Origin of the sequence: Marinobacterium sp. MBR-109 (genome assembly GCF_040547565.1) — a bacterium.
In the GTDB taxonomy this organism is placed as follows: Bacteria; Pseudomonadota; Gammaproteobacteria; order Pseudomonadales; family Balneatricaceae; genus Marinobacterium.
This window is the reverse complement of record NZ_JBEPPZ010000001.1, coordinates 102820-128078: the sequence shown is the minus strand read 5'-3', so window position 1 is coordinate 128078 and position 25259 is coordinate 102820. Positions and strand designations below refer to the sequence as shown.

Annotated in this window: 24 protein-coding genes; 10 read left to right on the top strand and 14 right to left on the bottom strand. The window is 57.5% G+C overall.

The window, feature by feature from the left end; translation table 11 throughout:
• Positions 1 to 85: 85 nt before the first annotated feature.
• Positions 86 to 1249: an SPM autocatalytic domain-containing protein gene (locus ABIE60_RS00595; RefSeq protein WP_354466921.1), complete on the bottom strand. Its 1164-nt coding sequence runs from the start codon at positions 1247 to 1249 to the stop codon at positions 86 to 88.
• 65 nt (positions 1250 to 1314) lie between these two features.
• Positions 1315 to 1743: a YchJ family protein gene (locus ABIE60_RS00590; RefSeq protein WP_354466919.1), complete on the bottom strand. Its 429-nt coding sequence runs from the start codon at positions 1741 to 1743 to the stop codon at positions 1315 to 1317.
• Between the two features lie 87 nt (positions 1744 to 1830).
• Between ABIE60_RS00590 and sbcB the strand changes: the two genes are divergently transcribed.
• Positions 1831 to 3285, top strand: coding sequence for an exodeoxyribonuclease I (gene sbcB / locus ABIE60_RS00585; RefSeq protein WP_354466917.1), 1455 nt, complete (start codon positions 1831 to 1833; stop codon positions 3283 to 3285).
• The gene (locus ABIE60_RS00580) at positions 3251 to 3874 is read left to right on the top strand and encodes a hypothetical protein (RefSeq protein WP_354466916.1); all 624 of its coding nucleotides are present in this window, start codon (positions 3251 to 3253) and stop codon (positions 3872 to 3874) included. The genes sbcB and ABIE60_RS00580 overlap by 35 nt, the downstream gene beginning before the upstream one ends.
• Here the strand turns inward: ABIE60_RS00580 and ABIE60_RS00575 are convergent.
• The gene (locus tag ABIE60_RS00575) at positions 3853 to 6756 is read right to left on the bottom strand and encodes an insulinase family protein (protein ID WP_354466914.1); all 2904 of its coding nucleotides are present in this window, start codon (positions 6754 to 6756) and stop codon (positions 3853 to 3855) included. The genes ABIE60_RS00580 and ABIE60_RS00575 overlap by 22 nt on opposite strands.
• Positions 6757 to 6872: 116 nt before the next feature.
• On the opposite strand from ABIE60_RS00575, the gene ABIE60_RS00570 reads away from it, so the two are divergent.
• The 5 genes from ABIE60_RS00570 (at position 6873) to ABIE60_RS00550 (ending at position 13077) form a co-directional block, all read left to right on the top strand.
• Positions 6873 to 7256 carry a DUF6394 family protein gene (locus ABIE60_RS00570; protein ID WP_354466912.1) on the top strand — a complete coding sequence of 128 codons (384 nt, stop codon included), beginning with the start codon at positions 6873 to 6875 and terminating at the stop codon, positions 7254 to 7256.
• 4 nt (positions 7257 to 7260) lie between these two features.
• Positions 7261 to 8964, top strand: a complete 1704-nt coding sequence (locus ABIE60_RS00565; RefSeq protein ID WP_354466910.1) for a potassium channel family protein — start codon at positions 7261 to 7263, stop codon at positions 8962 to 8964.
• Entirely contained in the window at positions 8964 to 9860 is an 897-nt protein-coding gene (locus ABIE60_RS00560; protein ID WP_354466908.1) for a DMT family transporter, read from the top strand. The genes ABIE60_RS00565 and ABIE60_RS00560 overlap by 1 nt, the downstream gene beginning before the upstream one ends.
• Before the next feature lie 9 nt (positions 9861 to 9869).
• Entirely contained in the window at positions 9870 to 10739 is an 870-nt protein-coding gene (locus ABIE60_RS00555; protein WP_354466906.1) for a Tim44 domain-containing protein, read from the top strand.
• A gap of 187 nt (positions 10740 to 10926) precedes the next feature.
• Positions 10927 to 13077 (top strand): methyl-accepting chemotaxis protein, encoded by a 2151-nt coding sequence (locus ABIE60_RS00550; RefSeq protein ID WP_354466904.1) that lies wholly within the window; start codon positions 10927 to 10929, stop codon positions 13075 to 13077.
• A 39-nt stretch (positions 13078 to 13116) separates the two neighbouring features.
• On the opposite strand, the gene yaaA is transcribed toward ABIE60_RS00550, so the two are convergent.
• Together yaaA and ABIE60_RS00540 are read right to left on the bottom strand one after the other, a co-directional pair.
• Complete coding sequence (yaaA, locus tag ABIE60_RS00545) at positions 13117 to 13896, bottom strand: peroxide stress protein YaaA (RefSeq protein ID WP_354466902.1); 780 nt, start codon at positions 13894 to 13896, stop codon at positions 13117 to 13119.
• A gap of 72 nt (positions 13897 to 13968) precedes the next feature.
• The gene (locus ABIE60_RS00540) at positions 13969 to 14199 is read right to left on the bottom strand and encodes a DUF2789 domain-containing protein (protein ID WP_354466900.1); all 231 of its coding nucleotides are present in this window, start codon (positions 14197 to 14199) and stop codon (positions 13969 to 13971) included.
• A gap of 232 nt (positions 14200 to 14431) precedes the next feature.
• Here ABIE60_RS00540 and trpS point away from each other — a divergent pair, with 232 nt between their 5' ends.
• Positions 14432 to 15709, top strand: coding sequence for a tryptophan--tRNA ligase (gene trpS, locus ABIE60_RS00535; RefSeq protein ID WP_354466899.1), 1278 nt, complete (start codon positions 14432 to 14434; stop codon positions 15707 to 15709).
• A 191-nt stretch (positions 15710 to 15900) separates the two neighbouring features.
• Complete coding sequence (locus ABIE60_RS00530) at positions 15901 to 16104, top strand: hypothetical protein (RefSeq protein WP_354466897.1); 204 nt, start codon at positions 15901 to 15903, stop codon at positions 16102 to 16104.
• 78 nt (positions 16105 to 16182) lie between these two features.
• On the opposite strand, the gene cysK is transcribed toward ABIE60_RS00530, so the two are convergent.
• Positions 16183 to 17151 carry a cysteine synthase A gene (gene cysK / locus ABIE60_RS00525; RefSeq protein WP_354466895.1) on the bottom strand — a complete coding sequence of 323 codons (969 nt, stop codon included), beginning with the start codon at positions 17149 to 17151 and terminating at the stop codon, positions 16183 to 16185.
• A 159-nt stretch (positions 17152 to 17310) separates the two neighbouring features.
• Between cysK and ABIE60_RS00520 the strand changes: the two genes are divergently transcribed.
• A complete protein-coding gene (locus tag ABIE60_RS00520) occupies positions 17311 to 17820 on the top strand; it encodes a tetratricopeptide repeat protein (RefSeq protein ID WP_354466893.1) in 510 nt (169 codons plus the stop codon).
• On the opposite strand, the gene ABIE60_RS00515 is transcribed toward ABIE60_RS00520, so the two are convergent.
• The 8 genes from ABIE60_RS00515 to ABIE60_RS00480 form a co-directional block, all read right to left on the bottom strand.
• Complete coding sequence (locus ABIE60_RS00515) at positions 17795 to 19210, bottom strand: DUF4139 domain-containing protein (protein ID WP_354466891.1); 1416 nt, start codon at positions 19208 to 19210, stop codon at positions 17795 to 17797. The genes ABIE60_RS00520 and ABIE60_RS00515 overlap by 26 nt on opposite strands.
• A gap of 12 nt (positions 19211 to 19222) precedes the next feature.
• A complete protein-coding gene (locus ABIE60_RS00510) occupies positions 19223 to 21655 on the bottom strand; it encodes an SUMF1/EgtB/PvdO family nonheme iron enzyme (protein WP_354466889.1) in 2433 nt (810 codons plus the stop codon).
• Between the two features lie 84 nt (positions 21656 to 21739).
• Complete coding sequence (kdsA, locus tag ABIE60_RS00505) at positions 21740 to 22588, bottom strand: 3-deoxy-8-phosphooctulonate synthase (protein ID WP_354466888.1); 849 nt, start codon at positions 22586 to 22588, stop codon at positions 21740 to 21742.
• 35 nt (positions 22589 to 22623) lie between these two features.
• On the bottom strand, positions 22624 to 23025 hold the full coding sequence (locus ABIE60_RS00500; protein WP_354466886.1) for a hypothetical protein: 402 nt from the start codon (positions 23023 to 23025) through the stop codon (positions 22624 to 22626).
• A gap of 69 nt (positions 23026 to 23094) precedes the next feature.
• The gene (locus tag ABIE60_RS00495) at positions 23095 to 24027 is read right to left on the bottom strand and encodes a GIDE domain-containing protein (RefSeq protein WP_354466884.1); all 933 of its coding nucleotides are present in this window, start codon (positions 24025 to 24027) and stop codon (positions 23095 to 23097) included.
• A gap of 3 nt (positions 24028 to 24030) precedes the next feature.
• Complete coding sequence (locus tag ABIE60_RS00490) at positions 24031 to 24603, bottom strand: LemA family protein (protein WP_354466883.1); 573 nt, start codon at positions 24601 to 24603, stop codon at positions 24031 to 24033.
• A gap of 74 nt (positions 24604 to 24677) precedes the next feature.
• Complete coding sequence (locus tag ABIE60_RS00485) at positions 24678 to 24887, bottom strand: DUF2788 domain-containing protein (protein WP_354466882.1); 210 nt, start codon at positions 24885 to 24887, stop codon at positions 24678 to 24680.
• Positions 24888 to 24977: 90 nt separating this feature from the next.
• The gene (locus ABIE60_RS00480) at positions 24978 to 25166 is read right to left on the bottom strand and encodes a ribbon-helix-helix protein (RefSeq protein ID WP_206840805.1); all 189 of its coding nucleotides are present in this window, start codon (positions 25164 to 25166) and stop codon (positions 24978 to 24980) included.
• Positions 25167 to 25259: the final 93 nt, after the last annotated feature.

Sequence of the window (25259 nt, the reverse complement as noted above, 5' to 3'; positions counted from 1 at the left end):
CGGGCGCCTATTCTACCGGTCAGGGGAGTGCAAGGAAAAGCCTTGACAGGTGCTGAATACGGACAATGTCTGAGGATAATGTTTTTCAGATACTCAGATCGACGTGTTGAACAGTGCCAACCCGGCCATCTTCTGATAGGAAAATGCTGCTTGAACGGATCAATCCGAGTCGGCTTTCGGTCATGCCTGAGGTCAGTGAGAACTCGGTATCAGCCGCGTTGAGCCAGATTGCGCCGATATTCTGGCTGGCCAGTGTCATCAGTGAGCCCTGTCCCGCTGCTCCGGGCGACCAGAGCCGCAGACGTGAAAAAACGCTGTCGCCGGCATCAATAAAACCGTTACCGTCTTCGTCAAATCGGGCAAGTTCTGCAAAACCATTACCGGAGCGGGCACCAAAAAGCTCTGAACCGTCATTAATGACGCCATCGGAATTGCGATCCAGTGCCAGAAAGGCGCGATTGCCCGCCAATGTCGGTACCTGATCCGCCTGGCCGTCCAGATCCAGGTCAAATTCAAATCGGGTTTGACTCAGCTGGGCCGCATCACCGTTAAAGTTGATCACCAGCGGGTCTGACAGGCGAGCGCCGATGCGCAGAATTTCGTGCTCTTCCTGCGTAATCGAACGCGCCATCTGCAGAGACAGGCTGATATCAATACGGCGACCATCGCGGGTGGTGACCTGTCCACTGGCCTCGAAACGGGTGGCTTCCTGCTCATGAATGCGGCTGTGGCGCTGGTATTCAAGACCGATTTGGGGCTCGGCAGGTGCTTCGGAGGGAGCTGCAGCCGGTGCTGCGGTCGGTGTGGGTGTGCTGATTTCAGCTCCGGCTGCCGGCTGGAAAACGGCCGGATCGATCAACTGCAGGCGAATCTCCTTGCCGGTGATCGCCTTGTGCAGCCGGCTGATCAACTCAAGCTTCAGCTGGTCTGCAGCTTCGAGACGCAACTCGAAGGGAGCCTCGGCGGGTGCAGTTTCTGCGGCTGATTCGAGCGGAGCGTTCTGAGTGAGTGCGGCAATGCGTGATTCCGGCTCGTCACTCCTGTTGTCGGCGTTCATGGCCAGGCTTGCCGAGTAGGTCAGCAACTCGCGGCGTTCGCTCTGACTGGCCTCGAACAGGGTGTCGACCTGACGTGCACCGGTTACGGGATCCTGGCTGACACGACCGACACGCAAGTGCTCATGCCGTTCTTCGCTGCGGCTGTAATTGCGTTCGCTGGCAAGCTGCAGGTTGTGGCTTTGGATCTGCATGACCGGGCTCCTCTGGTAACAGGAGCCATATCGGCCGAAACTGGTGGAAGTTTAGCCAGAAGTTTTCAGTTGGGGATCAGTTCAACTTCGCCATCCAGATAGACCCAAAGCCCTGATTCACGCTCGAAACGGGAGCGTTCATGTAAAATGGCGTCGCCTTCAGGGCTTTCAAACGCGGCCTTGAACTCGACCAGACCGGTGTCGTCATTTTTTTGCCCCGCTTCCGTGGCAACAATCTCCAGGCCGGTCCAGGTGGTGATCTGGGTCTGTTCAGCCAGCAGCTCGGCGTCCTGTGGTGAGCGTTTGGCAGCAGCCGTTGTCTGCACCAGATAGTCCACTGCACCAATGGCGAAAGCGGTATAGCGTGAGCGCATCAGGGCTTCGGCGGTTGCAGCGGGCTTGCGGCCACTGATGGCAGGCTCGCAACAGAAAACAAAAGGTTTGCCGGAGCCGCAGGGGCATTGAGTGTCCATATCCTGGGTGTCGGTCAGCATGCAGATGATCCCTGAGTGTTGAAATGTTAATCTGATCGATAGGCTGATCTAACCATTACCCCTACAAAAAGTCGAGATATACCTCCAATGGCGGCGCAGACCCCCGAAACCTTCTTCTGGCACGACTACGAAACCACCGGTATCGACCCGGCGCGCGACCGCCCGCTGCAGTTTGCCGGTGTCCGAACCGATGCGGACTTCAACATTATCGATGAGCCGGTAATGCTCTACTGTCGCCCGTCCGAGGACGTGCTGCCGCATCCCAGAGCCTGCCTGGTCACCGGTCTCACCCCCCAGGTCGCACTGAAAGAAGGGGTGACTGAAGCCGAGTTCATCGCCCGCATTTACGCCGAGCTGGCCCGCCCCGGCACCTGTGGCGTGGGGTACAACAGCATCCGCTTCGATGATGAAATCACACGCTACACGCTGTATCGCAATTTTTATGATCCTTACGCCCGTGAATGGCAGAACGGTTGCTCACGCTGGGATATCATCGACATGTTGCGTCTGACGCGTGCGTTGCGGCCGGAAGGAATAGAGTGGCCGCTGTATGAAGATGGTCGCCCGAGCATGCGGCTGGAGGACTTGACCCGTGCCAATGGCATCGACCATGGCAGTGCGCACGATGCACTGTCGGATGTGTATGCCACCATTGCGGTTGCCAAATTGGTCAAGGAGAGGCAACCCAAGCTGTTCAATTATGTGCTGCAAAACCGTGGCAAGCGTGCGATTCAGGCCCAACTGGATGTGGCGCGGATGAAGCCTGTGCTGCACATCTCCTCCAAATACCCGGCTGAGTGGGGCAATGCCGCCATCGTTGCGCCACTGGCCTCGCATCCGAGCAACCGCAACAGTACGCTGGTGTGGGACCTGCGGGTCGATCCAGCACCTTTGTTTGACCTCGACGTGGCTTCACTGCAGGCGTTGCTGTACACCCGGCGCGATGAACTGCCGGCAGGGGCCCCCCAGCTGGCGCTCAAGCAAGTGCTGGCGAACAAGTGTCCGATTATCGCCCCGGCGGGGATGCTCACGGCCGTGGAGGCTGAGCGGTTGCAGATCGACGGGGATACCTGCCGTCGTCACCTGCAGATGCTGCGAAATGAAACTGGAGTGGCCGCCAAGGTGGCCGATATATTCAACTCACCCATGCCTGAAGCCGATGGTGATCCTGATCACATGCTGTACAGTGGCGGCTTTTTTTCTGACCACGACCGGGCCTTGATGGAACAGGTGCGTCAGTCCGAGCCGGATGCGTTGGCCGGGCTGCAGCTGCCGTTCCAGGATCCGCGACTGGAAGAGATGCTGCTGCGCTACAAGGCACGTAACTTTGAGTACACGCTGACCGAAGAGGAAGCAGTGCGCTGGGAAGAATACCGCAGCCGTAAACTGCTGCAGGGTGACGCTGGCTGTTACAGTCTGCCTCAGCTGTTCAATGAGATGAATGAAATAGCCCAGTCCGGCACTCTGTCGGAGCGGGACCGTCACATTCTGGAGGAGTTGGCACTCTATGCCGAATCGATCTACCCGGGCGAGTATTTCTAGTGGCCTGCTGCTGGTACTTGGTTGCCTGCAGCCGGCAGCAGCTGAAAGGCAGCCACTTCCCTACGATGTGACCCGGGTAGACCGTTACAGTGGCGGCCAGGTTCATGGACGTGATGCCTACGAAGGGATGGCCAGGGGAGACTATGACCGGGAAAGCATGCGTGAGGTGGCTTTCACCAACCGGGAAACGTCGCTGCCGCCGGTACAGCTTGTTTACCCTTCCGATCCGCCGCCGGTGCAGGAGGTTGTGGTAGCGCCTCAGGTTGAGGTAGTACTGCGGGGCGAAGACCTGGTATTTGACCAGATCCGGCTGGATGCCGCGATTCAGCGCTGTGTGTTTGAGCGGATCTGCACTGATGAGGTCAAGGCGATTCCCGGGGTCTATCTGGGCGATGATCACAGCGGTGACTCGGAGTGGAGCGGGCGTGATGATGAGCTGGAGGTTATTACCGAAGCGGAGTCAGGCTCTGAGCCCGGGTTTGAGATTCTCGGGCCGGGTCGAACCTTCATTGAGGTGCCGACACAATCGGAGCCCGAGCCGCAGCCCGAGCCCGATGTGGAGCTGATTCAGCTGCCTGACCCGGGGTAGGGCAAGGTTGCACCCAGCTGCTCCTGCTTGAGTGCATCCAGCCGCTCGGCATTATCCTGCATCGCTTCCGAACTGACGTCATGCTCGATTGAGCTGCCGAAACTGCGTACCAGCAGTTGTCGCTGCAGCAGCTGTTCCATAATCTGCAACAGATCTGCCCGGCTCAGTTCGCGGGTAATCTCGCTCAGCTGCTCTCGGGTATCAAAATCATGATTGCCACGGTCAATTTCACGCCACAGTCGATCGCTGCGTGTGCGCAGGTCGTTGTCCTGCCGGTTGATCCGGCTCAACAGACTCTGACGGTAGCGCCCCAGCTCCTCTTGCGGCATGGTGATCAGCTGCTCCAGCATCTGCTGCAGGAACAGCTTGTATTCAGTGTGCAGCCGTATGGGGTCCGTGTTGGGTGATTGTACGACCAGCGCCACACCTGCCCGTTCACGCAGCGGCATAAACTGGCTGGAAACGATATAGCCGAACTGTTTCTCGGTGCGCAGACTGGTGTAGAACGGTGTACTGATGATCTCGTTGATCAGTGCCGTAGCGGCGCGTGTTCTAAGGCTCTCATCAGGCCCCTGCAGATAGAGCAGGGCTGTGGAATCATTGTGTTCGGTTTCAAGGTTGCTGATCAGAAACTCATTCAGAGGCAGCTGTACCACATCCGCAGGCACTGCTTCCCAGGGGGTGCTGTTGGGCTGCAGTTGTTCGCGCACACTGCGGGCCATCTCGATCGCCCGCTCACGGCTCAGATTGCCATGCGCCAGCAGACGCAGTTCTGCCGGCTGCAACAGCAACGGGTAGAAGCCTTCCAGATCGTTCAGCGAGATCGATTCCAGCTTTTCCAGTTTCTGTTCGGCGGACCAGTTCTGCATCAGTCGTGTGTAGAGTTGATCGAAGGCCAGGTTGTAGGGCTTGTCTTTCAGGCTGTTGTTGAGCTGCTCATGCAGCTGTCTCTTGATGCGGTCAAAGCGATCCTGCTGCAGGGATGGCTGGCGCAACGCCCGCAGTATTTGTTCGAGCAGCAGCGCCTGTTTGTCATTGAAACCGGACAGGCGCAGGCTGATGCCACGCTGGTGCGGATAGATGCTCGCGGACAGGCCTGCAAGGGATGCGTCGTACAGGGTTTCGTTTAGCTGATCTTCCACCATGCGGGTGTACAGGCTGGCCAGCAGTGCCTGCTCAGGCCCCTGGTTGGCAACAGGTGAGAGCAGAGTGAAGTAGAAATCGGCTCTTGGGCGCTCGAAATGACTGTCCGGCAGGTGCCAGAGACGGGCACCGGGCTCAGACCATGCTTCCTGAGGTACTGTCTGATCCGTATTGTCGATCAGGCTGAAGTCAGAGGCGATGAACGGATTGCGGCTGCGTACCTGAAGCTGATCCAGCTCAGCCGGTTCACGCCAGCGCTCAAGCCGGTCGGAGGTGATCGGGTTAATACCGTAGGCGGTGTTGTAGAGAGGCTCGGTCTGTTCGGTCTCCAGCTCTTTTCCTTCCAGTGTCAGCAACAGGTTGTCGGGTGTCATTCGGTCAAGGTAGCGGCTGATTAGTTCAGCATCGAACTCGCCAAGATGGTAGTCGCCCTTGAGCAGGTACTCGGTGGGGTATTGGCTGGTGGCCTGTGACAGCTGCATCACAAGGTGCGTCGGCTCCAGCTTGTCCCTGAAGCGGAACTGTACCTCGGCCAGCTGCTGTTCTTCACGGTACAGCTCGGGATCAATACCATCCCGGCGCAGCAGCTCAATAAAGCTGAATACCGACTCGGTGACATGGTCGATACGCTCCCGGCCCTGCTCGGTCAGGTCGACCTGGATGCGCAGCATGGCACTGTCAGGCAGATCAAGTGCCGGGTAGGCCGACAGGCCTCGGGCAAGCCCGGCCTGTTTCAGATAACTCAGCAGGCTGCCCTTGCCTTCATATCCAATCAGGCTGCTCAGGTAATAGAGCGGTTTCTGCTGCCAGTGCTCACGGTAGGACGGCATCGGGAAACTCAGACTCAGCTGGCGGGTATCCCGCAGTGTCTCGATATTAAGCTGTGCCGGCAGACGATCGGCTTCAAACAGGGAGGCCGTGTCGACGAACGGTTCGGCGTTGCGGTTGGGCACTGACGCGAAACCTGTTCTGACCTGTTGCTCCAGCGTATCGAGTGATTCGGTACCAAGCACGGCAAGTGTCATCAGATTGGCGGAGTAATAGCGCTCATAGAATCGGATCAGTGCATCACGAATCTCGCTGTCGCTGGTGTTGGACAGGCTTTTCAGGTTGCCTACGGCAAAACGGCTGTAATGATGCTCAGGGTTTAACACCTGCTTGCTTGCCTCAAAGCTGCGCCGGCTGTCGTCACGGCGCTTGGCCTGAAATTCGGACTCAACGGCATGTCGTTCCCGATCCACATATTCAGGGCTGAACAGTGGCGCGATGAAAAACTGGGCAAAACGATCCAGTGCACCGGGCAGGGCCGAAGCCTCTACGCTGAAGAAGTAGTTGGTGTTTTCGTAGGCGGTAAAGGCGTTGTGACTGCCGCCATGGGAGCTGATGAAGGACTGGTAGCTGCCTGCTTCAGGATATTTTTCGGTACCCAGAAACAGCATGTGTTCAAGGAAGTGTGCCAGCCCTGGTCGGTCGGAGGGGTTGGCGTTTGAGCCCACTTCGACATTCATCGATACCGCAGCCTTGTCGGCATCAGGGTCGGATACCAGAATCACGTTCAGGCCATTATCCAGTTCGAGCTGCCGGTATGACCGAGTGTCCAGCGCGCTCTGAATGATTTCAGCCTGTACTGTCAGGCTCAGCAGCAACAGGGCCAGCAGTATCAGGGCTCGGCTGAGTTGGAAACGGAAAAGTGACTGCATGTGACCTCGTCGGAAAATGATCGGATGAATGTCTGCCATCTACGACTGCGCGGGGGTAAATTGGTTCGATTCCCGCCCTGTATTGGTTATGATGCGTTGATACGGGTGCCAAGTGAAATCCGACCGTACAGAACACTGACTTTCAAGGAATGTCCATGAACCGGGAAAAGGTAATTTTCGCGTTTTTTATCGTACTGGCACTGACGCTGAACTTCGGTTTTGTGTTGGGTGATATTGATAATATCGAGCACCATGATGTATTCGAGCTGTTTGCCGCTTTGGTGGTAAGTCTGATCTGTACCGTTCTCAAGTTCGGTGATCGTACCCATCTGGGTGCATTGATGCTGGCAACCAGTCTGGTTGCCGACCTGCAGTTGATCATCGCCGCCGGTATCTGGGGCTATGGTGAGCAGATGGCTGCCAGCGGCATGACGCCCAAATTGATGGCCAGTGTGGTCTCGTTTGCGGCAGGCGCACTGGTGGCTAACGTAATCTCGGCAGTGCTGCTGGTGGTCGAAACCGCGCTGGTACGGCGCTGAGCACATGAATAACCTGCTGTTTCTGTTCCTGCGCCGGCTGCGGGCACCGTTGATCACGCTGATCAGCGTGTATGCGGTGTCGATTTTCGGCATGACCCTGATTCCCGGTCAGGATGCCGATGGCAATGTCTGGTACATGGATTTCTTCCATGCCTTCTATTTCGTGTCCTATATGGGGACGACCATCGGTTTTGGTGAAATCCCATACGAATTTACCGACGCGCAGCGGATGTGGGTAACCTTCACCATCTATGCAACGGTCATCACCTGGCTGTACGGTATCGGTACCATGTTGGCAGTGCTGCAGGAGCCCATGTTCGGCCGCCTGATGAGGCTGCGTGGTTTCAGAAGTCAGGTGCGTGACCTGCAGGAGCCGTTTTATCTGGTGTGTGGCTATGGCGTGACCGGACGGCTGCTGATAAGGCGGCTGGTGAAGCGAGGTATACGGGCCGTTGTCGTCGATGTTGATCAGGACCGAATCGATGCCCTGGAGCTGGACAATCTCGTGACGCCGGTACCGGCGCTCTGTGCCGATGCGTCCTTGCCGGACGTGTTGGATCACGCCGGCCTTCAACACCCCAAGTGCATCGGTGTGCTGGCGCTTACCAATCAGGACAGGGTGAATCTGGCCGTTGCCATCGCCAGCAAGCTGCTGGTTCCCAAACGTCAGGTGATTACCCGCACCAACTCGGACCTGACCACCGCCAACATGGCCTCGTTCGGCACCGACATGATTGTTGACCCTTTCCGAGCCTACGCCGACTACCTGGCACTGGCGGCACGTTATCCGCACAAGCATCTGGTGTATGACTGGCTGATGAACCCTCGGCATCGTAAGTTGTCCAGTGCCTACAAGCATGCTGAAGGGCGCTGGATCATCTGTGGCTATGGTCGCTTTGGTCGTGCACTGGCGGCCGCCTTTGCCGCAGAAGGGATGGAGATGACCATCATCGACCCTGATCATGACAGCATAGCGCCACTTGAGGGGGCTGTGGTCGGGGTAGGAACTGAAGCACATACACTGCTGGAGGCGGGTGTGGAGAGCGCAGTGGGCATTATTGCCGGAAGTGACAGTGATACCGACAACCTCTCCATCATCATGACGGCGCGTGAACTCAATCCGAAATTGACCACCGTCGTGCGACAGAACCTGCATCAGAATGCACTGGTATTTCGCCACTCCCGCTGTGATTACGTGATGGAGCCGGGGCGGATCATTGCCAACCGGATTCTGGCACAGCTGAAAACCCCGCTGTTGTCGGAGTTTTTGCAGCACCTGCAACAGGAAAGCGATGTCTGGGCACATCAACTGCTCAATCGCATGAGCAATACGGTGGGAGATGACGAGCTGGACAGCTGGTCAATTCGGATTGATGAAGAACATACGCCGGCGGTAATTAATATGCTGCAGCAGGGACACAGGGTTCCGCTGCGGGTGCTGTACCGCAATCCGCGGCAACGGGACAGGATGCTGCCCTGTTTTGCGCTGCTGCTGCGTAAGGCTGATGGAGTCCGTATACTCCCGGGTGAGCTGACCGAGCTGCAGGAGGGCGACGAGATTCTCTGCTGTGGGCTTGGCAATGTATTGCGCCAGATGGAGTGGACGGTGAATAACTACAACGTGCTGTATTACGTCATCACGGGTGAGGATCCGCCCCACAGTCTGCTGGCCCGATTACTGCGACGACAGGAGCGGGAAACCCTCTGATGCCGTATCTGTTGCTGGTGCTGACCACCCTGTTCTGGGCGGGCAACTTCGTGCTTGCCCGTGCCATTCATCTCGACCTGCAACCGTTCACGCTGGCGTTTCTGCGCTGGACTCTGGCGTTGCTGATCATCGCTCCTTGGTGGCTGGGACGAGCATGGCGTTTGCGCAAAGTGTTGCGCGACAATTTGCCGCTGCTCACAGTGCAGGGCATTCTCGGGGTGGGCTGCTTCAATACACTGGTATATTTCGGAGTGCAGCATACCCAGGCATCCAATGCCATGCTGATGCAGTCGGCGGTGCCGGTGGTGATTCTGTTGCTGGGGGCTCTGTTTCTGCGCGAGCCGGCCAGCTCGCGCCAATGGCTGGGGGTGGCGCTGTCACTCAGCGGGGTGCTGGTGCTGGTCAGCCGTGGCAGTCTTGAAGTGCTGGCGGCATTTGATTTCAATCGTGGCGATCTGTGGATCTTCCTGGCGATGCTTAGCTGGTCACTGTATACCCTCAGTCTGCGCTGGAAGCCGGCCGCACTGGATGGCTTCACTTTTTTCGGCTTTTCCGTGCTGGTGGGCGTCATCGTTCTGTTTCCGTTCATGCTCTGGGAACAGGGGGGCAGTACCGCCTTCGAATTAACGGAACCCTTTGTCTGGACCGTGATCTATATGGCGATATTTCCGTCGATCCTGTCCTTCCTGTTCTGGAATTATGGAGTCGAACGGCTGGGTGCAGCCACGGCAGGGCTATTCATTCATTTGATGCCGATGTTCGGCCTGCTGCTGGCAACCGTGTTTCTCGGTGAAAGACTGGGCTGGTACCACCTTGCGGGTGTGCTGCTGATCTTTTCCGGCTTGTATATTGCAATACTGGCGCAATCCCTGCGCCGGTTACGAAAAACTGTTTGAGGAGACTCGATGAAAACATTGATGACCACCTGCTTTGCACTGCTGCTGGGCTTTATGCTGATGCCGCAGGAAGCGGAGGCCAAACGCCTTGGTGGCGGTTCCAGCTTTGGTAAAAGCTACACAACACCCAAGCGGGTCGCACCTGCCCCCGCGAAAGAGCAGGCTGCTGCTCCCACATCGCCCACCAAAACCGCCGGAGCGCGCAGCGGTCTGGGTGGCATGATGGGTGGTCTGCTGGCGGGTGGTTTGCTGGCAGCGCTGTTCATGGGCGGTGCGTTTGAAGGCATTCAGCTGATGGATATTCTGTTGCTGGCCGGGGTCGGGTTCATACTGTTCAAGCTGTTCAGCAGCAAGCGTGCGCAAACACAGCGGCAGCAGCCCGCCTATGCCATGCCCGATGGGGCCATGGCACGTCAGGCACCGCAGCCTGAGCCGGCTGCTCCGGTTATGCCTGCCTCTGCAGGAACCAGTGCCGATGCCGACTTTGCACCGGTCGAACTGAAACTGCCGCAGTGGTTCAACGAGCAAGCCTTTGTCGAGGGAGCCCGCAGCCACTTCATGAATCTGCAGACCGCCTGGGACAGCCAGAACTGGGATGAGATCCGCGACTACATGTCTGACGAAATGTTCGCGGCACTGCAGCAGGAACGTGCCAAACTGCCTGAGCAGCAGCATACCGAAGTTGATTCGGTGATGGCTGAGCTGGTGAACTTCATCGACAACGGTGACCATGTAGTGGCCAGTGTTCACTTCTATGGCTGGATTGCCGAATCGGGCCAGCCGACCAGTGAATTCAGCGAAATCTGGCATCTCAACCGCGATATGGCGACCGATGGCAGTGACTGGAAGATTGTCGGTATCGAACAGCCGAACGCGTAACGCCCTTCTGTCGGTGGCCCCTGTGCCACCGGTTTGCCAGGTGCACCTTGCAGGTGCATCTGCACCTCTTTCGACACGTTCTGCACTTTTATGGATCACGCGAGTGGTTCTGTAATCCCATTTTGCACTGTTTTTCTGGCGCGCTTTTTGCTTTTGCCTCTCTGTTGTTTTTTCTGGAGAGTTGTAAATGGCCGTTCTTAAAAGCTCCGCAATGCAGTTGTCAGCTGCTGAACGTCACTGGCTGCCCTGGTTCGGGTCGACCGGAAAGCTGGCCATGCGCCGTGCCTGCTGGCTTAATCGAAGAACCCTGCCGGTGGTGGAGCAGACCTTTGAAAGCATTGCTGAAATTCGCGTCAGGTTGTTGACCGGCTGGGCCCAGGCGCAGTGGGATATGCTGGCCGATCTGGCGTTACAGGTGAGTGAATGTTTTCCCGACTGTGACAGGGCGCTGCTGGAGCACAAGCGCCGACAGGCACTGGACCTTTCGGAGCTTGCGCTGATCGATCTTGAAGGCCGTGTGACCTGCTCGACAGTGCCGGCCCGCACAGGCAGTCAGGACCTGGACCCGAAAGCGGTCAGCGCAGGTCTGCAGGCCCCTTTCCTGCATGGCCCCTATATCGACCCGGTGACGCTTGAACTGGGTGCCAGCTCCTCTCGCTTCCATGATGAAGTGACGCTGATGTTCTATCAGCCGGTCAAACAGGGTGGCAAGGTGGTGGGTGCGCTCTGTGCCCGTGTTCCCAACGATGTGCTGGGTGATCTGATTCAGCGAGAAGCGGGGCATATCTTTCCGGAGTCCGGCGATAACTACCTGTTCATGGTGGAGTCGCGGTTTGATCCTACTATCGAGGCAGGAACGGCGCTGTCGCGTTCCCGCTTTGAGGATGACACCTTCAGTCATGGCGAAAACCTCAAAAGCGGAATTCATACCGCCTGGGGGCCAGTAAAGGTAAGCCGTCACACCGAATTCGAGATCCGCTTCACCGACCCCGCCACTGGTCAGTTGCATCCCGGTGTACGGGAGACAATTCGCAAGGGTGCGAACCTGTTTGTCACCTACCCGGGCTATTCCGACTATCGCCACATCCCCGTGATCGGCAAGGGGGTAACCTTCAGCATGCCGGGTTCGCATGATCGGTGGGGCATGATGTGTGAGTCCGATCTGGAAGAGGTCTATCGCCGCCGCTCCCTCAGTGTACGCATGTTTACCAGCTTGCTGGGGTCGCTGGCAGTTGGGCTTGGCGCCAGTTATGGCCTGCAGTACTGGCTGAGCTTGCCGGCACTGCCGAGCATGTTGCTCAATTTTGTATTTGTGATGCTGTCGGTACTGCTGTTCTGGCAAGTGGGCATACGTCCCCTGTCGCGCCGTCTGGGCGCGATGACCGAAGTGATTCGAAATCTGGCGGAAGGGCAGGGCAACCTGAGTCAGCGATTGGACAGTGACCGCATCGTGGCCGATGAAACCGGTGATATGGCCCGCTGGATCAATAGCTTCGTGGATAATCTGGATGGCATTGTGGCGCAGGTGATTCGTGCTGCCGATGATGTGGGCGAAAACAGCCAAACCATGCAGACACGCAACCGCATTGCGCTGGATTCCGCTACCTCGGTTGATGAAGCCGCCGAGACCATGTTGAATCTGGTGGAGTCACAGCTGGTGGCGATCAGTCAGGCCTCCGGCACGGCTGAGGTCATGAAGTCAGCCATGGAAGAGGTCGTTGCCAAGGCGCGAGAACAGTTCGAGTCGGTACGCTCGGGTACGCAGGCAATTCGCGATATCGTCCAGACGTCTGCCCGGCGCGTGCAGGCGCTGAATCAGCGCACGGTGGAGATCGATGAAATGGTGACACTGATCACCGATATCACGGCTCAGACCAACCTGCTGGCACTCAATGCGGCCATTGAAGCGGCACGCGCAGGAGAGCACGGGCGTGGTTTCTCGGTGGTGGCCGATGAGGTCAGGGCGCTGGCGGCGCGCACTGAAACCGCCGCGCATGAAATCAGTGCCCGTATCGAACGGATCCAGAAAGAGAGTGTCGATGCGGTGCGTTTCATGGAATCCGGTGTGGAAGATGTGGATCGCAGCCTGCAGCTGGCGGAGCAGTCCACTTCGGACAATACGGAGTTGCATGACAGCGTGGCGCAGATGTTCGACATCATCAAACACATCGACCGACACAGTCAGGAACACGGCGGCCATGCCCGATCAGTTGCTGAAATCACCACGCGCATGCATCAGGCGGTAGGGGAGTTGCAGCTCAGCTCTGATCAGGTCAAGGGAACGGCAGCCAAGCTGCAGCAGCTGGTCGGCGCGTTTGAAGTCAGCTCGGCCAAATAATGGTCTGCCCGCTCGCCACTGCGGCGGGCGGGCATTGGCTCAGCTGGCGGGCACTTCATCCCGCAGAAATACCCAGGTATCGCCCTTGCTCTGTTCCGGGCTGAAATAATACCCCTCCAGGTCAAATGCCTTGATCGCCTCAGGTGTGTCGAGGCGATTCTGGATGATATAACGACTCATCAGACCACGCGCCTTCTTGGCATAGAAACTGATTATCTTGTACTGACCGTTCTTGAAATCCTTGAACACAGGGGTAATCAGCCGTGCATTCAGCGCCTTGGGCTGTACCGCCTTGAAGTATTCATTTGACGCCAGGTTGACCACCACGTCATCTGCCGCTTTCAACTCCTCGTTCAGCGCGGCGGTAATGCGTTCGCCCCAGAACTGGTAAAGGTTGTCGCCGGAAGCGGTTTTCAGTCGAGTCCCCATCTCCAGGCGGTAGGGTTCCAGCAGATCCAGCGGGCGCAGTACGCCATACAGGCCGGACAGAATACGCAGGTGCTGCTGGGCAAAGCTGAAGTCAGCCTCGCTGAAGCTCTCGGCATCCAGCCCGGTATAGACATCACCCTTGAAAGCCAATACGGCGGGGCGGGCATTGTCCGGCGTATGTTCGGGCTGCCAGCTCTGGTAGCGTGCCACGTTGAGGCTGGCCAGCTTGTCACTGAGTTTCATCAGCTCGGCAACATCCTGAACCGAAAGCTTACGCAGTGTCTCGATCAGTTGTTGTGACTGCTCGGTAAAGCGTGGCTGAGTGTAGGTATCGGTTGCGAGAGGGGATTCATAGTCAAGCGTTTTGGCTGGTGAAACCAGTGTCAGCATGAGTTGGGTCTACCTTGCACGATAAAAGAGAAGGGGCCGCACCTGATCGGCCCCGGCGGATCTGAAAGGGAATTAATGCAGGCTGTTGTTCAGTTCGTCAACCACTTCAGCCCAATCGGAGTCACTGCTGATCGCTTCGCGCAGAAATTCGGCCTGAGTCTCACTCCAGAATGACGCTTCATGCAGCTGAATTTCGCTGCTGAACAGTCGATGGGTACGAATGAACTGCTCAATCGAGTCATTGTCTGCCGGCAGGCCGAGCTGTTCAAACAGGGCGCTGAAGGTGTGAGCGGATGTATCCATGTAAACCTCCTGTGGCGATGTCGGACGTAGCCTTGATCTGCTTCTATTATGGCCAAGCCTGCGAGATTGTCAAAACCCGACTGTTTTAGTTGGTCTTTTGGTGCAATCGACTCACATGCACAATAGCAGCGATAACATGAGCTGCCGGTTCTACCAACACATTCTGCAGCGGCAGCCGCTTAACAAGTTGTGTATCATAGCGTTTTAGGACAGACCGACTGACGAGTACGCAATGAGCAAACAGACCGTTCTGACCGGTATCACCACCACCGGTACCCCGCATATTGGTAACTATCTGGGCGCCATCAAGCCCGCCATCGAAGCCAGCGAAAACCCCGCTTTCAACAGCTACTTCTTTCTGGCCGATTTCCATGCGCTGATCAAGTGTCAGGAGCCTGACCGGGTCGCGCGATCCACCCGTGAAATTGCCGCAACCTGGCTGGCACTGGGGCTGGATACCAATAAGGCGACCTTCTACCGTCAGACCGACATTCCCGAAATTACCGAGTTGACCTGGATCCTGACCTGCCAGACTTCCAAGGGGCTGATGAACCGTGCCCACGCTTACAAGGCCTCGGTGGATGCCAACCGTGAGGCTGGCAAGGAAGATCTGGATGATGGTGTCACCATGGGCCTGTTCAGCTATCCGATACTGATGGCCGCCGACATCCTCATGTTCAATGCCGACACCATCCCGGTGGGCAAGGATCAGGTGCAGCATATCGAGATGGCGCGTGATATCGCCGGTCGATTCAACCACCAGTTCGAGCCCCTGTTCACCCTGCCGCAGGCGCAGGTGGATGAAGAAACCCAGCTGATTCCGGGGCTGGATGGCCGCAAGATGTCCAAGAGCTACAACAACACCATCCCGCTGTTCTGTTCGTCAGATGAGCTGCGCAGGCTGATCAATCAGATCGTGACCGATACCCGCGAGCCCGGTGAGCCCAAGGACCCGGACAATACCCTGATGCACCTCTATCGCTGTTTTGCGACCGAAGCGGAAAGTGCCGCCATGCGTCAGCGTTTTATCGAAGGGATCGGCTGGGGTGCTGCCAAAACCGAACTGTTCGAGTATCTGGACGGTCGGCTCAGCCGCCCGCGTCAGCACTACAACGAACTGATGAATGATCTGGGCGCCGTTGAGGAGGTACTGCTCAAGGGGGCCGAGCGGGCGCGGGAATACGCGACCCCGTTCCTGGACAAGGTGCGCCACGCCGTCGGCATCCGTTCACTGACGGATACCAGCAGTACACAGCAGCAGAAAGTGGCAAAAGAAAAGGAAAAGAGCGAGGAAGAGCTGGCTCGCGCCGAGGAAGGGCGCCGTCGTGCCATCCTGATGCAGATCCGTCCCCTGCTGGAGCGGGTGGAGCAGGCGGAAGACAGGGCTGCAGCAGCGGTGACGCTGGTTGAGGAAAAATCGGCTGAGGTTGACGCGCTGAAGAAAAAGGCACGACAGAAAGCTCAAAATGAGCTGGATCTGCTCAAGGAGGAGCTGGCGGCCTATCTCTAGGTGCTCCCTGTTTCCGCACAACTTCCTGCATGACCTGAAACAGCCTTTCCCGACCGGAAAGGCTGTTTCATTTCCGCTGTCCACACCTTGTCATCAAATGACAAAGAAAGCCTCACACACTTGTTATATTCCAATATTAGGCTATGCTTCTTGTAATAAAACTACAAAATAAAATAAACAGGAGGAAGAACATGGATATTCAGGTAAAGGCAGAAGAACGGACTATCGCCATTCTGGGTGTGGATGGCGAAAACTTCGTTGTCAGCGGCGTGTATCAGGGTAGTGCCCGCAAGCCAAGCTCCTACATTGTAACCCGCAGCGGTGATCGCAGCGTCAGCGTACGCGACCTTGGCAGTTTCCCGAGCCATCAGCAGGTACGCGAACTGATGAGCTGATATCAACACCCGACTCAGTCAGAGAAACTGCCGCCTTAAGCGGCAGTTTTCGTTTATGGCACAGCTGTCTTCGGGTGGTTATTGCACCGTTTCGTTATCGCTGAACATGCCTTCAAACAGGATTGAAGACAGGTAGCGCTCACCTGAGTCGGGCAGAATGACCACGATCTGTTTGCCGGCATTGGTTTCCAGCTCGGCCTGACGCAGTGCTGCCGCCAGGGCTGCACCACAGGAGATCCCGCACAGAATGCCTTCCTTCTGCATCAGCTCGCGCGCAGTTGCGATCGCATCTTCATTACTGACCTGCTCAACCTTGTCGACCAGTGAAAGATCCAGGTTCCTGGGTACAAAGCCGGCGCCGATGCCCTGAATCTTGTGCGGGGCGGGCTTGACCTCTTCACCGGCCAGCGTCTGTGCAATCACGGGTGAGTCGACCGGTTCAACCGCGACGCTGATGATCTGTTTGCCCTGAGTCCGTTTGATGTAACGGGAGATGCCGGTCAAGGTGCCGCCGGTGCCAACACCGGCTACCAGCATGTCGATCTTGCCATCGGTATCGCGCCAGATTTCCGGGCCGGTGGTTTTCTCATGGATATCCGGGTTGGCCGGGTTCTCGAACTGCTGCAGCATCAGGAAGCTGTCCGGGTTTTCGTCCACCAGTTGCTGGGCTTTTTCGATGGCCCCTTTCATCCCCTTGGCCGGTTCGGTCAACACGATTTCGGCCCCCAGCGCCTTCATCAGTTTGCGTCGTTCCAGTGACATGGAGGAGGGCATGGTCAGCATCAGGCGGTAGCCCTTGGCGGCTGCTACAAACGCGAGTGCGATACCGGTGTTGCCGCTGGTCGGCTCAATCAGGGTCATGCCGGGCTTCAGGCGCCCTTCCTGTTCCGCCGCCCAGATCATGCTGGCACCGATGCGGCATTTGACCGATCCGGCAGGGTTGCGTGATTCGATCTTGGCGTAGAGATTGCCGGCGGGCCAGAGATTGTTGAGTCTTACCAGCGGGGTGTTGCCGATTGTCAGCGCGTTGTCTTCGTAAATATTCATCAGCTTTTCAACTCCATGACGGCTTGAATCAGGGTCAGCAGACTACTCCAGGCTTGCTGACAACAGGTATAGTTCAGTGTACCGCTGACTGCGGTAAAATGTGAGACGATTTTTTCATATCTGTATAAAGATACGGTTTCTAATGCCTTGGGGGTATATATGCACTGGCTGATGCGGCAACTGGCACCCTTGATCGCCTGGCTGGCAAATTGCCTGTTTCATCTGCCGTTGTTTAAGCGGTCCCGGTTGCGTCATCGGGTGGCCATGCGTCTGTTCCGATTGGCTGCGGACAATGGCAGCCAACGGGCGCTTTCGGTGTACGGCCATCTGCTGCATTTTAGAGGTGAAGATATGGCCAGTCGCATTCAGGGCGGAATCTACCTGCAGCGAGCGGCCGATGGTGGTGACCCCAGGGCGCAGTACCAGATGGGCAGGATTTTCGAAAATGGCTTCGAGCACCACTTCCCACCTGATCTCGGCAAGGCGTTGCAATATTACCGTCAGGCGGCCGAACAGCTTCACCCCCTTGCCATTCGACGCATGATTGAGGTGTACGAAGAGGGCGCATTGGGCGTTGCCATCGACCCGGCGCGGGCCAACTGCTGGCGTCAGCGCCAGGACCGGTTGCCCTCGGTCGAGGCGCTCAGCGTGTCGTCAGAGTCGCGCTGAAGCTCAGCTCCTCTTCACTTTCGGCAGGGATCTCCATCTGCCAGCTGGCAGAGGCACCGCTGACCTGTGTCGTTGGCCTGCTGGTGAGCGTCAGTTTGAACGGCAATGGAAAGTGAGCGGTCAGGTCCAGAGGTTTGCTCTGTTCCGAGCGGTTGCGCACACTGATCCTGTACTCCACTTCATAGCCTTCAAACACCTTTCTGAAACCCGTTTGAACCTGTTCGATGCCCAGATCAAAGGCTTCACCCATAATCACTCTGACCTTCTCGCCTGCAGCAGTTGCAGGTACCTGAGTGCCCCCTACAAACTGCAGCTGGCCGTCGGCATCGGGCCGGAATACACGCGCCTGTCCGGCAGGCAGGGGCAGGCGTGACCCGGACGTGGCGGGTGCGGTGAAGTGCAGCTCAGTCAGGGCCTGGTCAAGCTGTGGAGGCATCTGCTGATGGGCGTTCACCTGTAGCGCGTAGGTGTACCGAATGCTGGCAGGCAGCTCAATATGTGGAATCAGGGGTACCTGCTTCTGCTGCTGATCCTGCAGGTCGTGATGCCCCGGCAGAGTGTAAAGATGGTAGTCCTGTACCGATCCTGTCTCAACGCCACCGCCTTTCATGTCGGCTGCGGCCGAGCGCATCAGCATGACTTCAGGTCGGGGCGGCTGTGGCTGGTTGACCTGTCCCGCCAGCAATTTGATGTTCGCTTCCGGCCAGGCCAGTCCACTGCGGTTGTTAAGGGTGGCAAGGCCTTCCAGATCCAGCTGTTCACCTTTACTGTCGAGGGTCAGCAGATAGTCCATCTGCCAGCTCAGGCCCTGTGTCAGATAACTGATTTCGGCTTCAGCCTCATTGCGGGTACCCTTGGTGCGAAAGGACAGGCGTGGCTGCAGCTGATAGTTATGGCTATCGGGCTTTACAATCAGCCGCCACTGGCCCTGGTGTAGCGGCAGGGTTTCGATCTCTCCTGCGTCATTTGCCACCAGTGCGGTGCTGCCTTCGACGCGCAGAAGACGCACTTCAGTGCGTGTCTCGGTTCCTGTCACGGAGTTGAAGCGGGCGAGGGTAACTGTCTTGCCCGTTTGGGTCTGTAAAAGGCTGCCAAGGCTGAGCAGGTCCTGCTCCAGATTCTGCTCCAGAATCTGCCCCATACCTCTGAGCTTAAGGGTTTGTGCCTGCATCTGCGGGCTCACGGCCTGTAACAGAATCGGGGTGTTGCCTGGCAGTGCCGGTACCTTGCGCTGTTCCTGAACCAGTGCGAGGTTCTGCTGATACAGCGTCAGATCAAGACGGGTACGGCTGTCGGCCGCGATGCTGACTTCGGCTGCGGCCTGTATCAGTGGGCTCAGCAGCAGGCCGCCAGCCAATACGGTGGACAGGGACAGTTGTCGAATTATCATGGGGGGCTCCTGTTATTGCATGCTGGCCGGCAGATCCAGGGCAACCCTGAATCCCCAGCTGTTGCGGGAACTGGTGGCGGGGTGCCGGTAGCGGCTGGCCGGGCGTACGACGCGAGGAATATCAAACCATGAGCCACCTCGCATCACTCGATGAGTGCAGTCGCTGGTACGCACGGCGCTGCCGTCGTCAGGGGCATTGCTGTAGTCGGGCTGATAGCAGTCCAGCACCCACTCGTCCACATTGCCGCTCATGTCGTGCAGACCCCAGGGGTTGGGCTTCATCGAGCCGACGGGGGCTGTCTGCTGACCACCCCAACGGCTGTCGCAGCCGTCACAGACGGCATAGTCCTGCCCCGGCTGGTTGCCCCACCAATAAATGGACTCGGTGCCTGCCCGTGCGCTGTATTCCCACTCAGCTTCTGTCGGCAGTCGATAGGGTTGTCCGGTCTGTTCGGCCAGCCAGAGGGTGTAGGCATTGGCGTCATTCCAGCTGACATTGATCACCGGTCGAGAGCCCCGTCCCCAGCCTTCGTCATTGGGCAGAGGGCGGCCGGTTGCGTTGGCAAAGCGGTCATACTCCTCGAAGGTGACTTCATGACGGGCCAGTGCAAAGCTGTTGCTGATGATAACCTCATGGATTGGACGTTCGTTGTCGTCTCCATTGCCATGCAGATCGCCCATGCGGAAGCGTCCGGCAGGAATGACGGCCATCTGGGGGCCTCTGCCACCTTCGCGAAGCTCATCCTGAAACAGGGTCAGGTTGTTGACCGGGCGGTTGGCTTCTCGCAGGGCGCTGGCCGACTCTACCCCGGTGGAAGGCTGCTCACTGACAGGTTGCTCTGCTGCCATGCGCAGGCGATCAAGCTCCTGCTGCTGGCGCTGGTGTGCCAGTTCAAGCGACTCGAACACGGCACGCAGCTCACGGTTGTTTTTCATCTGTGTCAGGGCCTGTGAGCTGATCGCATCGAGTTGCCCCTGATAAAACAGCAGCGCCAGCCAGAAGCCGGCCACAACGCCGAGCGCAAAGATCAGGCCGCGTCTGGACCAGCGTCGAACCGGTTCGGGCAGCTGACCGAATGCACGCAGTCGAGCGGCCAGAAAACCTGTGCCGGTGCCAGGCTCTTGTTCGGCATCGTCTTCACTGTCGTGTGGGTGTTGCTCTGGCTCCGACTTTTTCTGGGCCTTGGCGGTTGGCGTCTTCTCTATTTCAGCATCCAGTTCGGCCTCTGGCTTCGGTGCCGGTTGGGGTTCCGGTGCCGGTGCCGATTCTGATTCTGATTCTGCGGTTGCAGCTGCCGGCCGCTCCGGAGTCTGTTCCGGTGTTGATTCCGTTTGTGACGGCGTCTCAGGCGGAGGGCCTGCAATCTCGTCGGTGGTGTCAGGGGCAGGCTCACCGGCAACAACCGTGTCCTCAGTGGCACCTGCTGCCGGCTGGTCTAGACGCTCAGTGGCGGGCGCGGGTTGATCCGGAGCGGGCTGAACTTCAGCTGCCGCCTGCTCGATCGCGGCCGCCGCTGGCTGGTCCGTCTCTACCGCTGCCGTCTCGCCAGGGCTCTCGCTGCGCATGTCCGGAATTGTGCTCTGTTCCGGGCTGGTCTCAGTGGCAAACAGCTCTCGCACCAGCGCCATGCAGCTGGCAGGGCGGGGCTCTGTTTCAGGGCTGAGGGCATGGGCGAGGCTTGTCCACTGTGCCTTGTTCAGCCCACCGGGAGCTTTGAACTCCTTACGATAGCGCGCAGCTTCACCATCGGCAGGCTGAAAGGCACGTTTGCCGCTGTACAGCTCCCAGGCGATCAGGGCCAGCGCATAAACATCGGAGCGGGCAGTCTGGTTCTGTGGGTGAAAGGCTTCTGGGGCCTGATAGCTGGGGTAGTCCGGCTGCTTCGGCAACAGGGTAAGCAACGGATCGAGAATGCTGCGCCAGCCAAAGCCGGTCAATTTGACCCCGCCGCCGGCATTCAGAAAAATCAGGTCAGGCGCCAGCAATGAATGAGGTTTTCCCAGCTTGAGCTGGCCGCTGTCCACGGCCTTGGCCAGCTGAATCAGCAGTCCCTGTTTCTGGCGGTCATTGAGCTTGCGTGCCTGATTGCGCTGAAACAGATCGGAGAGGGTTTGCCCGTCCAGGTGTTCCAGTGACATGAATTCCAGCCCGCGCCAGCTGAAATAGCCGTAGCAGGTGGCGATGTGAGGATGGCGCAGTGCCGAGCGCAGCTTTGTAACCAGCTTGCGCATCTGGTCGGCAACCCCGTCGTGACGAACCAGTTCGGGGCGCAATATCAGCAGGCTGACCTCGGTACGGGCAGCAGTGGAAATATCTTCAGCCAGCCAGAGGCTGCCCATGAAGTGCTCGCGCTGTTTGCTGATCAGCTGAAAACGGTGATGGCTGGGGCCAATGACCAGCTCTTCCTTGAGCCCTGAATAGGCGGTTTCGATCGGGTTAGCCATCTTGATACCGGGTCCTTGCTGTAAACATCCTTATCATAGCTGACATGTGCGTGGCTTACAGCTGTGAGCCACGCACGGTCTGAATCAGGCGCTGGTATCGAGAGGGGCGAATGACTTGACCAGTTCGTCAACGGCCTTCATCTGGGCCAGATAGGGCTCCAGCTTGTCCAGCGGCAGAGCGCAGGGGCCATCGCATTTGGCTTCGTTGGGGTTGGGGTGTGCTTCGAGGAACAGGCCGGCGATGCCCTGAGACAGACCCGCCCGTGACAGCTGCGCCACCAGTGCTCGGCGCCCGTCCGCCGAGTCGGAGCGACCACCGGGCATCTGCAATGCGTGGGTGGCATCGAACATCACCGGATAGCCAAACGTTTTCATGACGCTGAAGCCAAGCATGTCAACGACCAGATTGTTGTAGCCGAAGCTGCTGCCGCGCTCGCACAGAATCAGTCGGTCGTTACCGGCTTCTTCACACTTGTGCAGGATATGTTTCATCTCCTGCGGCGCCAGAAACTGGGCCTTCTTGATGTTGATCACAGCACCTGTGGCGGCCATGGCGCTGACCAGGTCGGTTTGGCGAGACAGAAAGGCCGGCAGCTGGATGATGTCACACACCTCGGCGGCAGGGGCGGCCTGATGCGGTTCGTGTACATCGGTGATCAGTGGTACGTTGAAGGTGTTTTTTACCTCTTCCAGAATCTTTAACCCTTCATCGAGACCCGGGCCTCGAAAAGAGTGCAGGGAAGAGCGGTTTGCCTTGTCGAAGGATGCCTTGAATACATACGGAATGCCCAGCTTTTGGGTTACTTCAACGTAGTGTTCGGCGATGCTCAGAGCAAGATCACGCGACTCCAGTACATTCATGCCTCCAAACAGAACCATCGGCTTGTCATTGCTGATCTCGATGGAACCGGCACGCACAACCTTCTGCTGCATAACACCCTCTCGTTACTGGCGAATCAAAACGGGGATTATAAGCCATTCGAGGGGAAATGTGCCGCCTGATGCGCAATCCACTCCAACGCACGTTTTTCGGACTCTTCTGCAGGTGCCTTACGCTGGTAAAGTGCAATTTGGCACAGCTGTTCGAGCATGCGTCCCCTGAACAGCTGCTCCTGCGTCAGAAAGGCGAGTTTCAGCTTGTAGTGATTACCCTCTCGGGTACATTCCATCACCAGAGCATTGATGCAAAAATCAGATGAAAGTGCCGGGGCGCTGATACGCAGCCATTCTCCACTGGGGTGGGGGCTAAGTGCGTTGAGGCTCAAGCCCAGTGGCAGGGGAGACGTGCGGTCGGAAGGGGCTTTATCCAGCGGCAGCAACCTCAGCTCTATCTGATCCGGATGTTGCAGGTAGCGTTGTGGATTATGCATGATCCCAGCCTCTTGAACGGGTACAACGGAACTGTCGGCCTCGATACCTGTATCTTGAGCGCTATTCCTTCATCCTGCCAGTAAAACCTCAAGAAAAAGCCAGAAAGCGACGCCTGTCAGCGACAAGCACCAGACAGACATCCAGCGGTAGCGTCGCATCAGGCGCTCTTCATCGTAGGTCGATAAAAGGTACGGCTGGCGTCGATTCTGTGGATCAGTCAGCACATTCATGCTGGGTAGCTGATGCAGCTCGCGCTGCTGGGCCTGTGCCTCACGCAGGGCTTCTTCCTGAGCCTGCTGCCACTCCTGTATATCAATCTGACCATCACCGTTTTGGTCGAAGCGCTCGCGCAGCTGTTCCGGGTTCTGCTTCCAGTCGCGCAGCAAGTCACGAGCGGTGGCCTTCATGTCCAGCTGCTCACGGCCACCGCCCACCGTGTGGAAGCGACCCAGTGCGTAGAGTTGTTCGTGTTCAAAAATCAGATGTTCGGTATAGCGGTAATGACCACTGACGGTATTGCTGGTCAGAATGGCGGCTATACCCTGGGCTGACAGGCCGCTGGTGGCAATTGACGGGAGTTCATTGTGGCCGCGCCAATTCTGCTTGTGCAGTGATGTGACTTCGGCACCCTCCGGGTCGATCAGGCAGGTGCCGGTCCCGTCGTTGATCTGAAACCAGCTGTCGGAACGGCCGCTGCGGACGGTTTTCCACTGCTTGCGCTCCCCCCCGCTTTGTTTCTCGACCTTGTAGGCGAACCAGACACAGGGGCGGCCCGACAGAGGCGCGGTCAACATGCCGTTTTCACCGGCGATCACATGACCGATCAGCTCCACATATCCTTGCGGAGCCGATCTGATACGAGCGGTAGGGGTGTCTGCAATCAGGCGGTAGTGTCCGAGTTTGCGAAACACGAACCAGAGCGCAACCAGTGCTGCCAGTGCCAGTGCAAGCAGGGCGATCAGTCGTTCAGTGGAGCCCAGCGGCCCGATATCCAGAAACATCGTTCAGCTGAACAGCTGCTTCATGTCGACATCCGCCAGCTCTGCCTCGTCAAACTCAAGCAGTTCGGCAGCCTTGAAGCCGAAACGGCGCGCAATGATCACGTCGGGAAACTGCTCAATGCGAACATTCAGCCGGTTAACCGAGTCGTTATAATACTCGCGGCGGTCGGCGATGCCGGATTCGAGTCCACTGATGCGGCTGTGCAGGTGGTGAAAGCTCTCGCTGGCGGTCAGCTCGGGGTAGTCTTCAGCCACGGCGAACAGGTTTCCAAGGCCCAGGCGCAACTGGGTTTCCGCTTTGCCCAACGCCCCCACATTGCCCTGTTCACGAGCACTGGCGACTGCAGAACGTGCCTGCATCACGGCTTCCAGTGTTTTCTGCTCATAGCCCATGTGCTGCTTGCAGGTTTCCACCAGCTTGGGCAACTCGTCATGACGCTGTTTGAGCAGCACATCGATATTGGCCCAGGCACGCGATACGCCATGCTTGAGCTGTACCAGATGGTTGTAGAGTGAAATGAAGTAGAAAACGACAATGGCCAGAACGACCAGTATAACAATCAGCGAAATATCCATGTGTGAGCCCCGGAAATGATCCTTTGGCTCACACTATAAACGCATTTTATCGCCGGTTGAAACGGCCCTGATGCTCAGATGCTGCCGCCGCCGATAATCTCGACCACCACCGTCTTGACCAGGAAGGCCACCAGACCCAGACCGAGGGCGAAAAACAGGATGAAGGTACCGAACTTGCCGGCATTGGACTTCTTGGCAAGGTCATAGATGATATAAAAGATAGCGGCTGCGAAGAGTACCAGACCCACATTGAGCATCAGCGCTTCGATTTCTGCCAGGCGCATGGACGTATCTCCAGAGTTTTTAAGTTGTATAAATTATGCATGATTCGGTTTTGGATAAACACCGAAACTATGTAGGGAAAAACGGTGCTTTCAGAGCAGGTCGTCCTTGCCGTAGACCTGTTCCTGCCATTCCGGGCCAAGCTCCTGCTCGATAAAGTCGCGGATGAACTTGCGCACCATCTGGGAGGGGGTGACGTCCTGTTCATTGCACAGGCGTTCGAAGGTGGCCTTTTTCTTGGGGTCGATCAGCAGCGTGAGGCGGGCAGTACGGTTTTCCATGAAGCGGTCATTACCTTAAAGTCGAATGTATGTTAATCATGTTAACATTGAATCATATTTGAGCAACCGTTAATGTAGTTGAATTGTACTCAT

Coding starts and splice junctions, on each gene's coding strand:
- ABIE60_RS00595 (WP_354466921.1), bottom strand. CDS start 1,249: ATGCAGATCCAAAGCCACAACCTGCAGCTTGCCAGCGAACGCAATTAC.
- ABIE60_RS00590 (WP_354466919.1), bottom strand. CDS start 1,743: ATGCTGACCGACACCCAGGATATGGACACTCAATGCCCCTGCGGCTCC.
- sbcB (WP_354466917.1), top strand. CDS start 1,831: ATGGCGGCGCAGACCCCCGAAACCTTCTTCTGGCACGACTACGAAACC.
- ABIE60_RS00580 (WP_354466916.1), top strand. CDS start 3,251: ATGCCGAATCGATCTACCCGGGCGAGTATTTCTAGTGGCCTGCTGCTG.
- ABIE60_RS00575 (WP_354466914.1), bottom strand. CDS start 6,756: ATGGCAGACATTCATCCGATCATTTTCCGACGAGGTCACATGCAGTCA.
- ABIE60_RS00570 (WP_354466912.1), top strand. CDS start 6,873: ATGAACCGGGAAAAGGTAATTTTCGCGTTTTTTATCGTACTGGCACTG.
- ABIE60_RS00565 (WP_354466910.1), top strand. CDS start 7,261: ATGAATAACCTGCTGTTTCTGTTCCTGCGCCGGCTGCGGGCACCGTTG.
- ABIE60_RS00560 (WP_354466908.1), top strand. CDS start 8,964: ATGCCGTATCTGTTGCTGGTGCTGACCACCCTGTTCTGGGCGGGCAAC.
- ABIE60_RS00555 (WP_354466906.1), top strand. CDS start 9,870: ATGAAAACATTGATGACCACCTGCTTTGCACTGCTGCTGGGCTTTATG.
- ABIE60_RS00550 (WP_354466904.1), top strand. CDS start 10,927: ATGGCCGTTCTTAAAAGCTCCGCAATGCAGTTGTCAGCTGCTGAACGT.
- yaaA (WP_354466902.1), bottom strand. CDS start 13,896: ATGCTGACACTGGTTTCACCAGCCAAAACGCTTGACTATGAATCCCCT.
- ABIE60_RS00540 (WP_354466900.1), bottom strand. CDS start 14,199: ATGGATACATCCGCTCACACCTTCAGCGCCCTGTTTGAACAGCTCGGC.
- trpS (WP_354466899.1), top strand. CDS start 14,432: ATGAGCAAACAGACCGTTCTGACCGGTATCACCACCACCGGTACCCCG.
- ABIE60_RS00530 (WP_354466897.1), top strand. CDS start 15,901: ATGGATATTCAGGTAAAGGCAGAAGAACGGACTATCGCCATTCTGGGT.
- cysK (WP_354466895.1), bottom strand. CDS start 17,151: ATGAATATTTACGAAGACAACGCGCTGACAATCGGCAACACCCCGCTG.
- ABIE60_RS00520 (WP_354466893.1), top strand. CDS start 17,311: ATGCACTGGCTGATGCGGCAACTGGCACCCTTGATCGCCTGGCTGGCA.
- ABIE60_RS00515 (WP_354466891.1), bottom strand. CDS start 19,210: ATGATAATTCGACAACTGTCCCTGTCCACCGTATTGGCTGGCGGCCTG.
- ABIE60_RS00510 (WP_354466889.1), bottom strand. CDS start 21,655: ATGGCTAACCCGATCGAAACCGCCTATTCAGGGCTCAAGGAAGAGCTG.
- kdsA (WP_354466888.1), bottom strand. CDS start 22,588: ATGCAGCAGAAGGTTGTGCGTGCCGGTTCCATCGAGATCAGCAATGAC.
- ABIE60_RS00500 (WP_354466886.1), bottom strand. CDS start 23,025: ATGCATAATCCACAACGCTACCTGCAACATCCGGATCAGATAGAGCTG.
- ABIE60_RS00495 (WP_354466884.1), bottom strand. CDS start 24,027: ATGTTTCTGGATATCGGGCCGCTGGGCTCCACTGAACGACTGATCGCC.
- ABIE60_RS00490 (WP_354466883.1), bottom strand. CDS start 24,603: ATGGATATTTCGCTGATTGTTATACTGGTCGTTCTGGCCATTGTCGTT.
- ABIE60_RS00485 (WP_354466882.1), bottom strand. CDS start 24,887: ATGCGCCTGGCAGAAATCGAAGCGCTGATGCTCAATGTGGGTCTGGTA.
- ABIE60_RS00480 (WP_206840805.1), bottom strand. CDS start 25,166: ATGGAAAACCGTACTGCCCGCCTCACGCTGCTGATCGACCCCAAGAAA.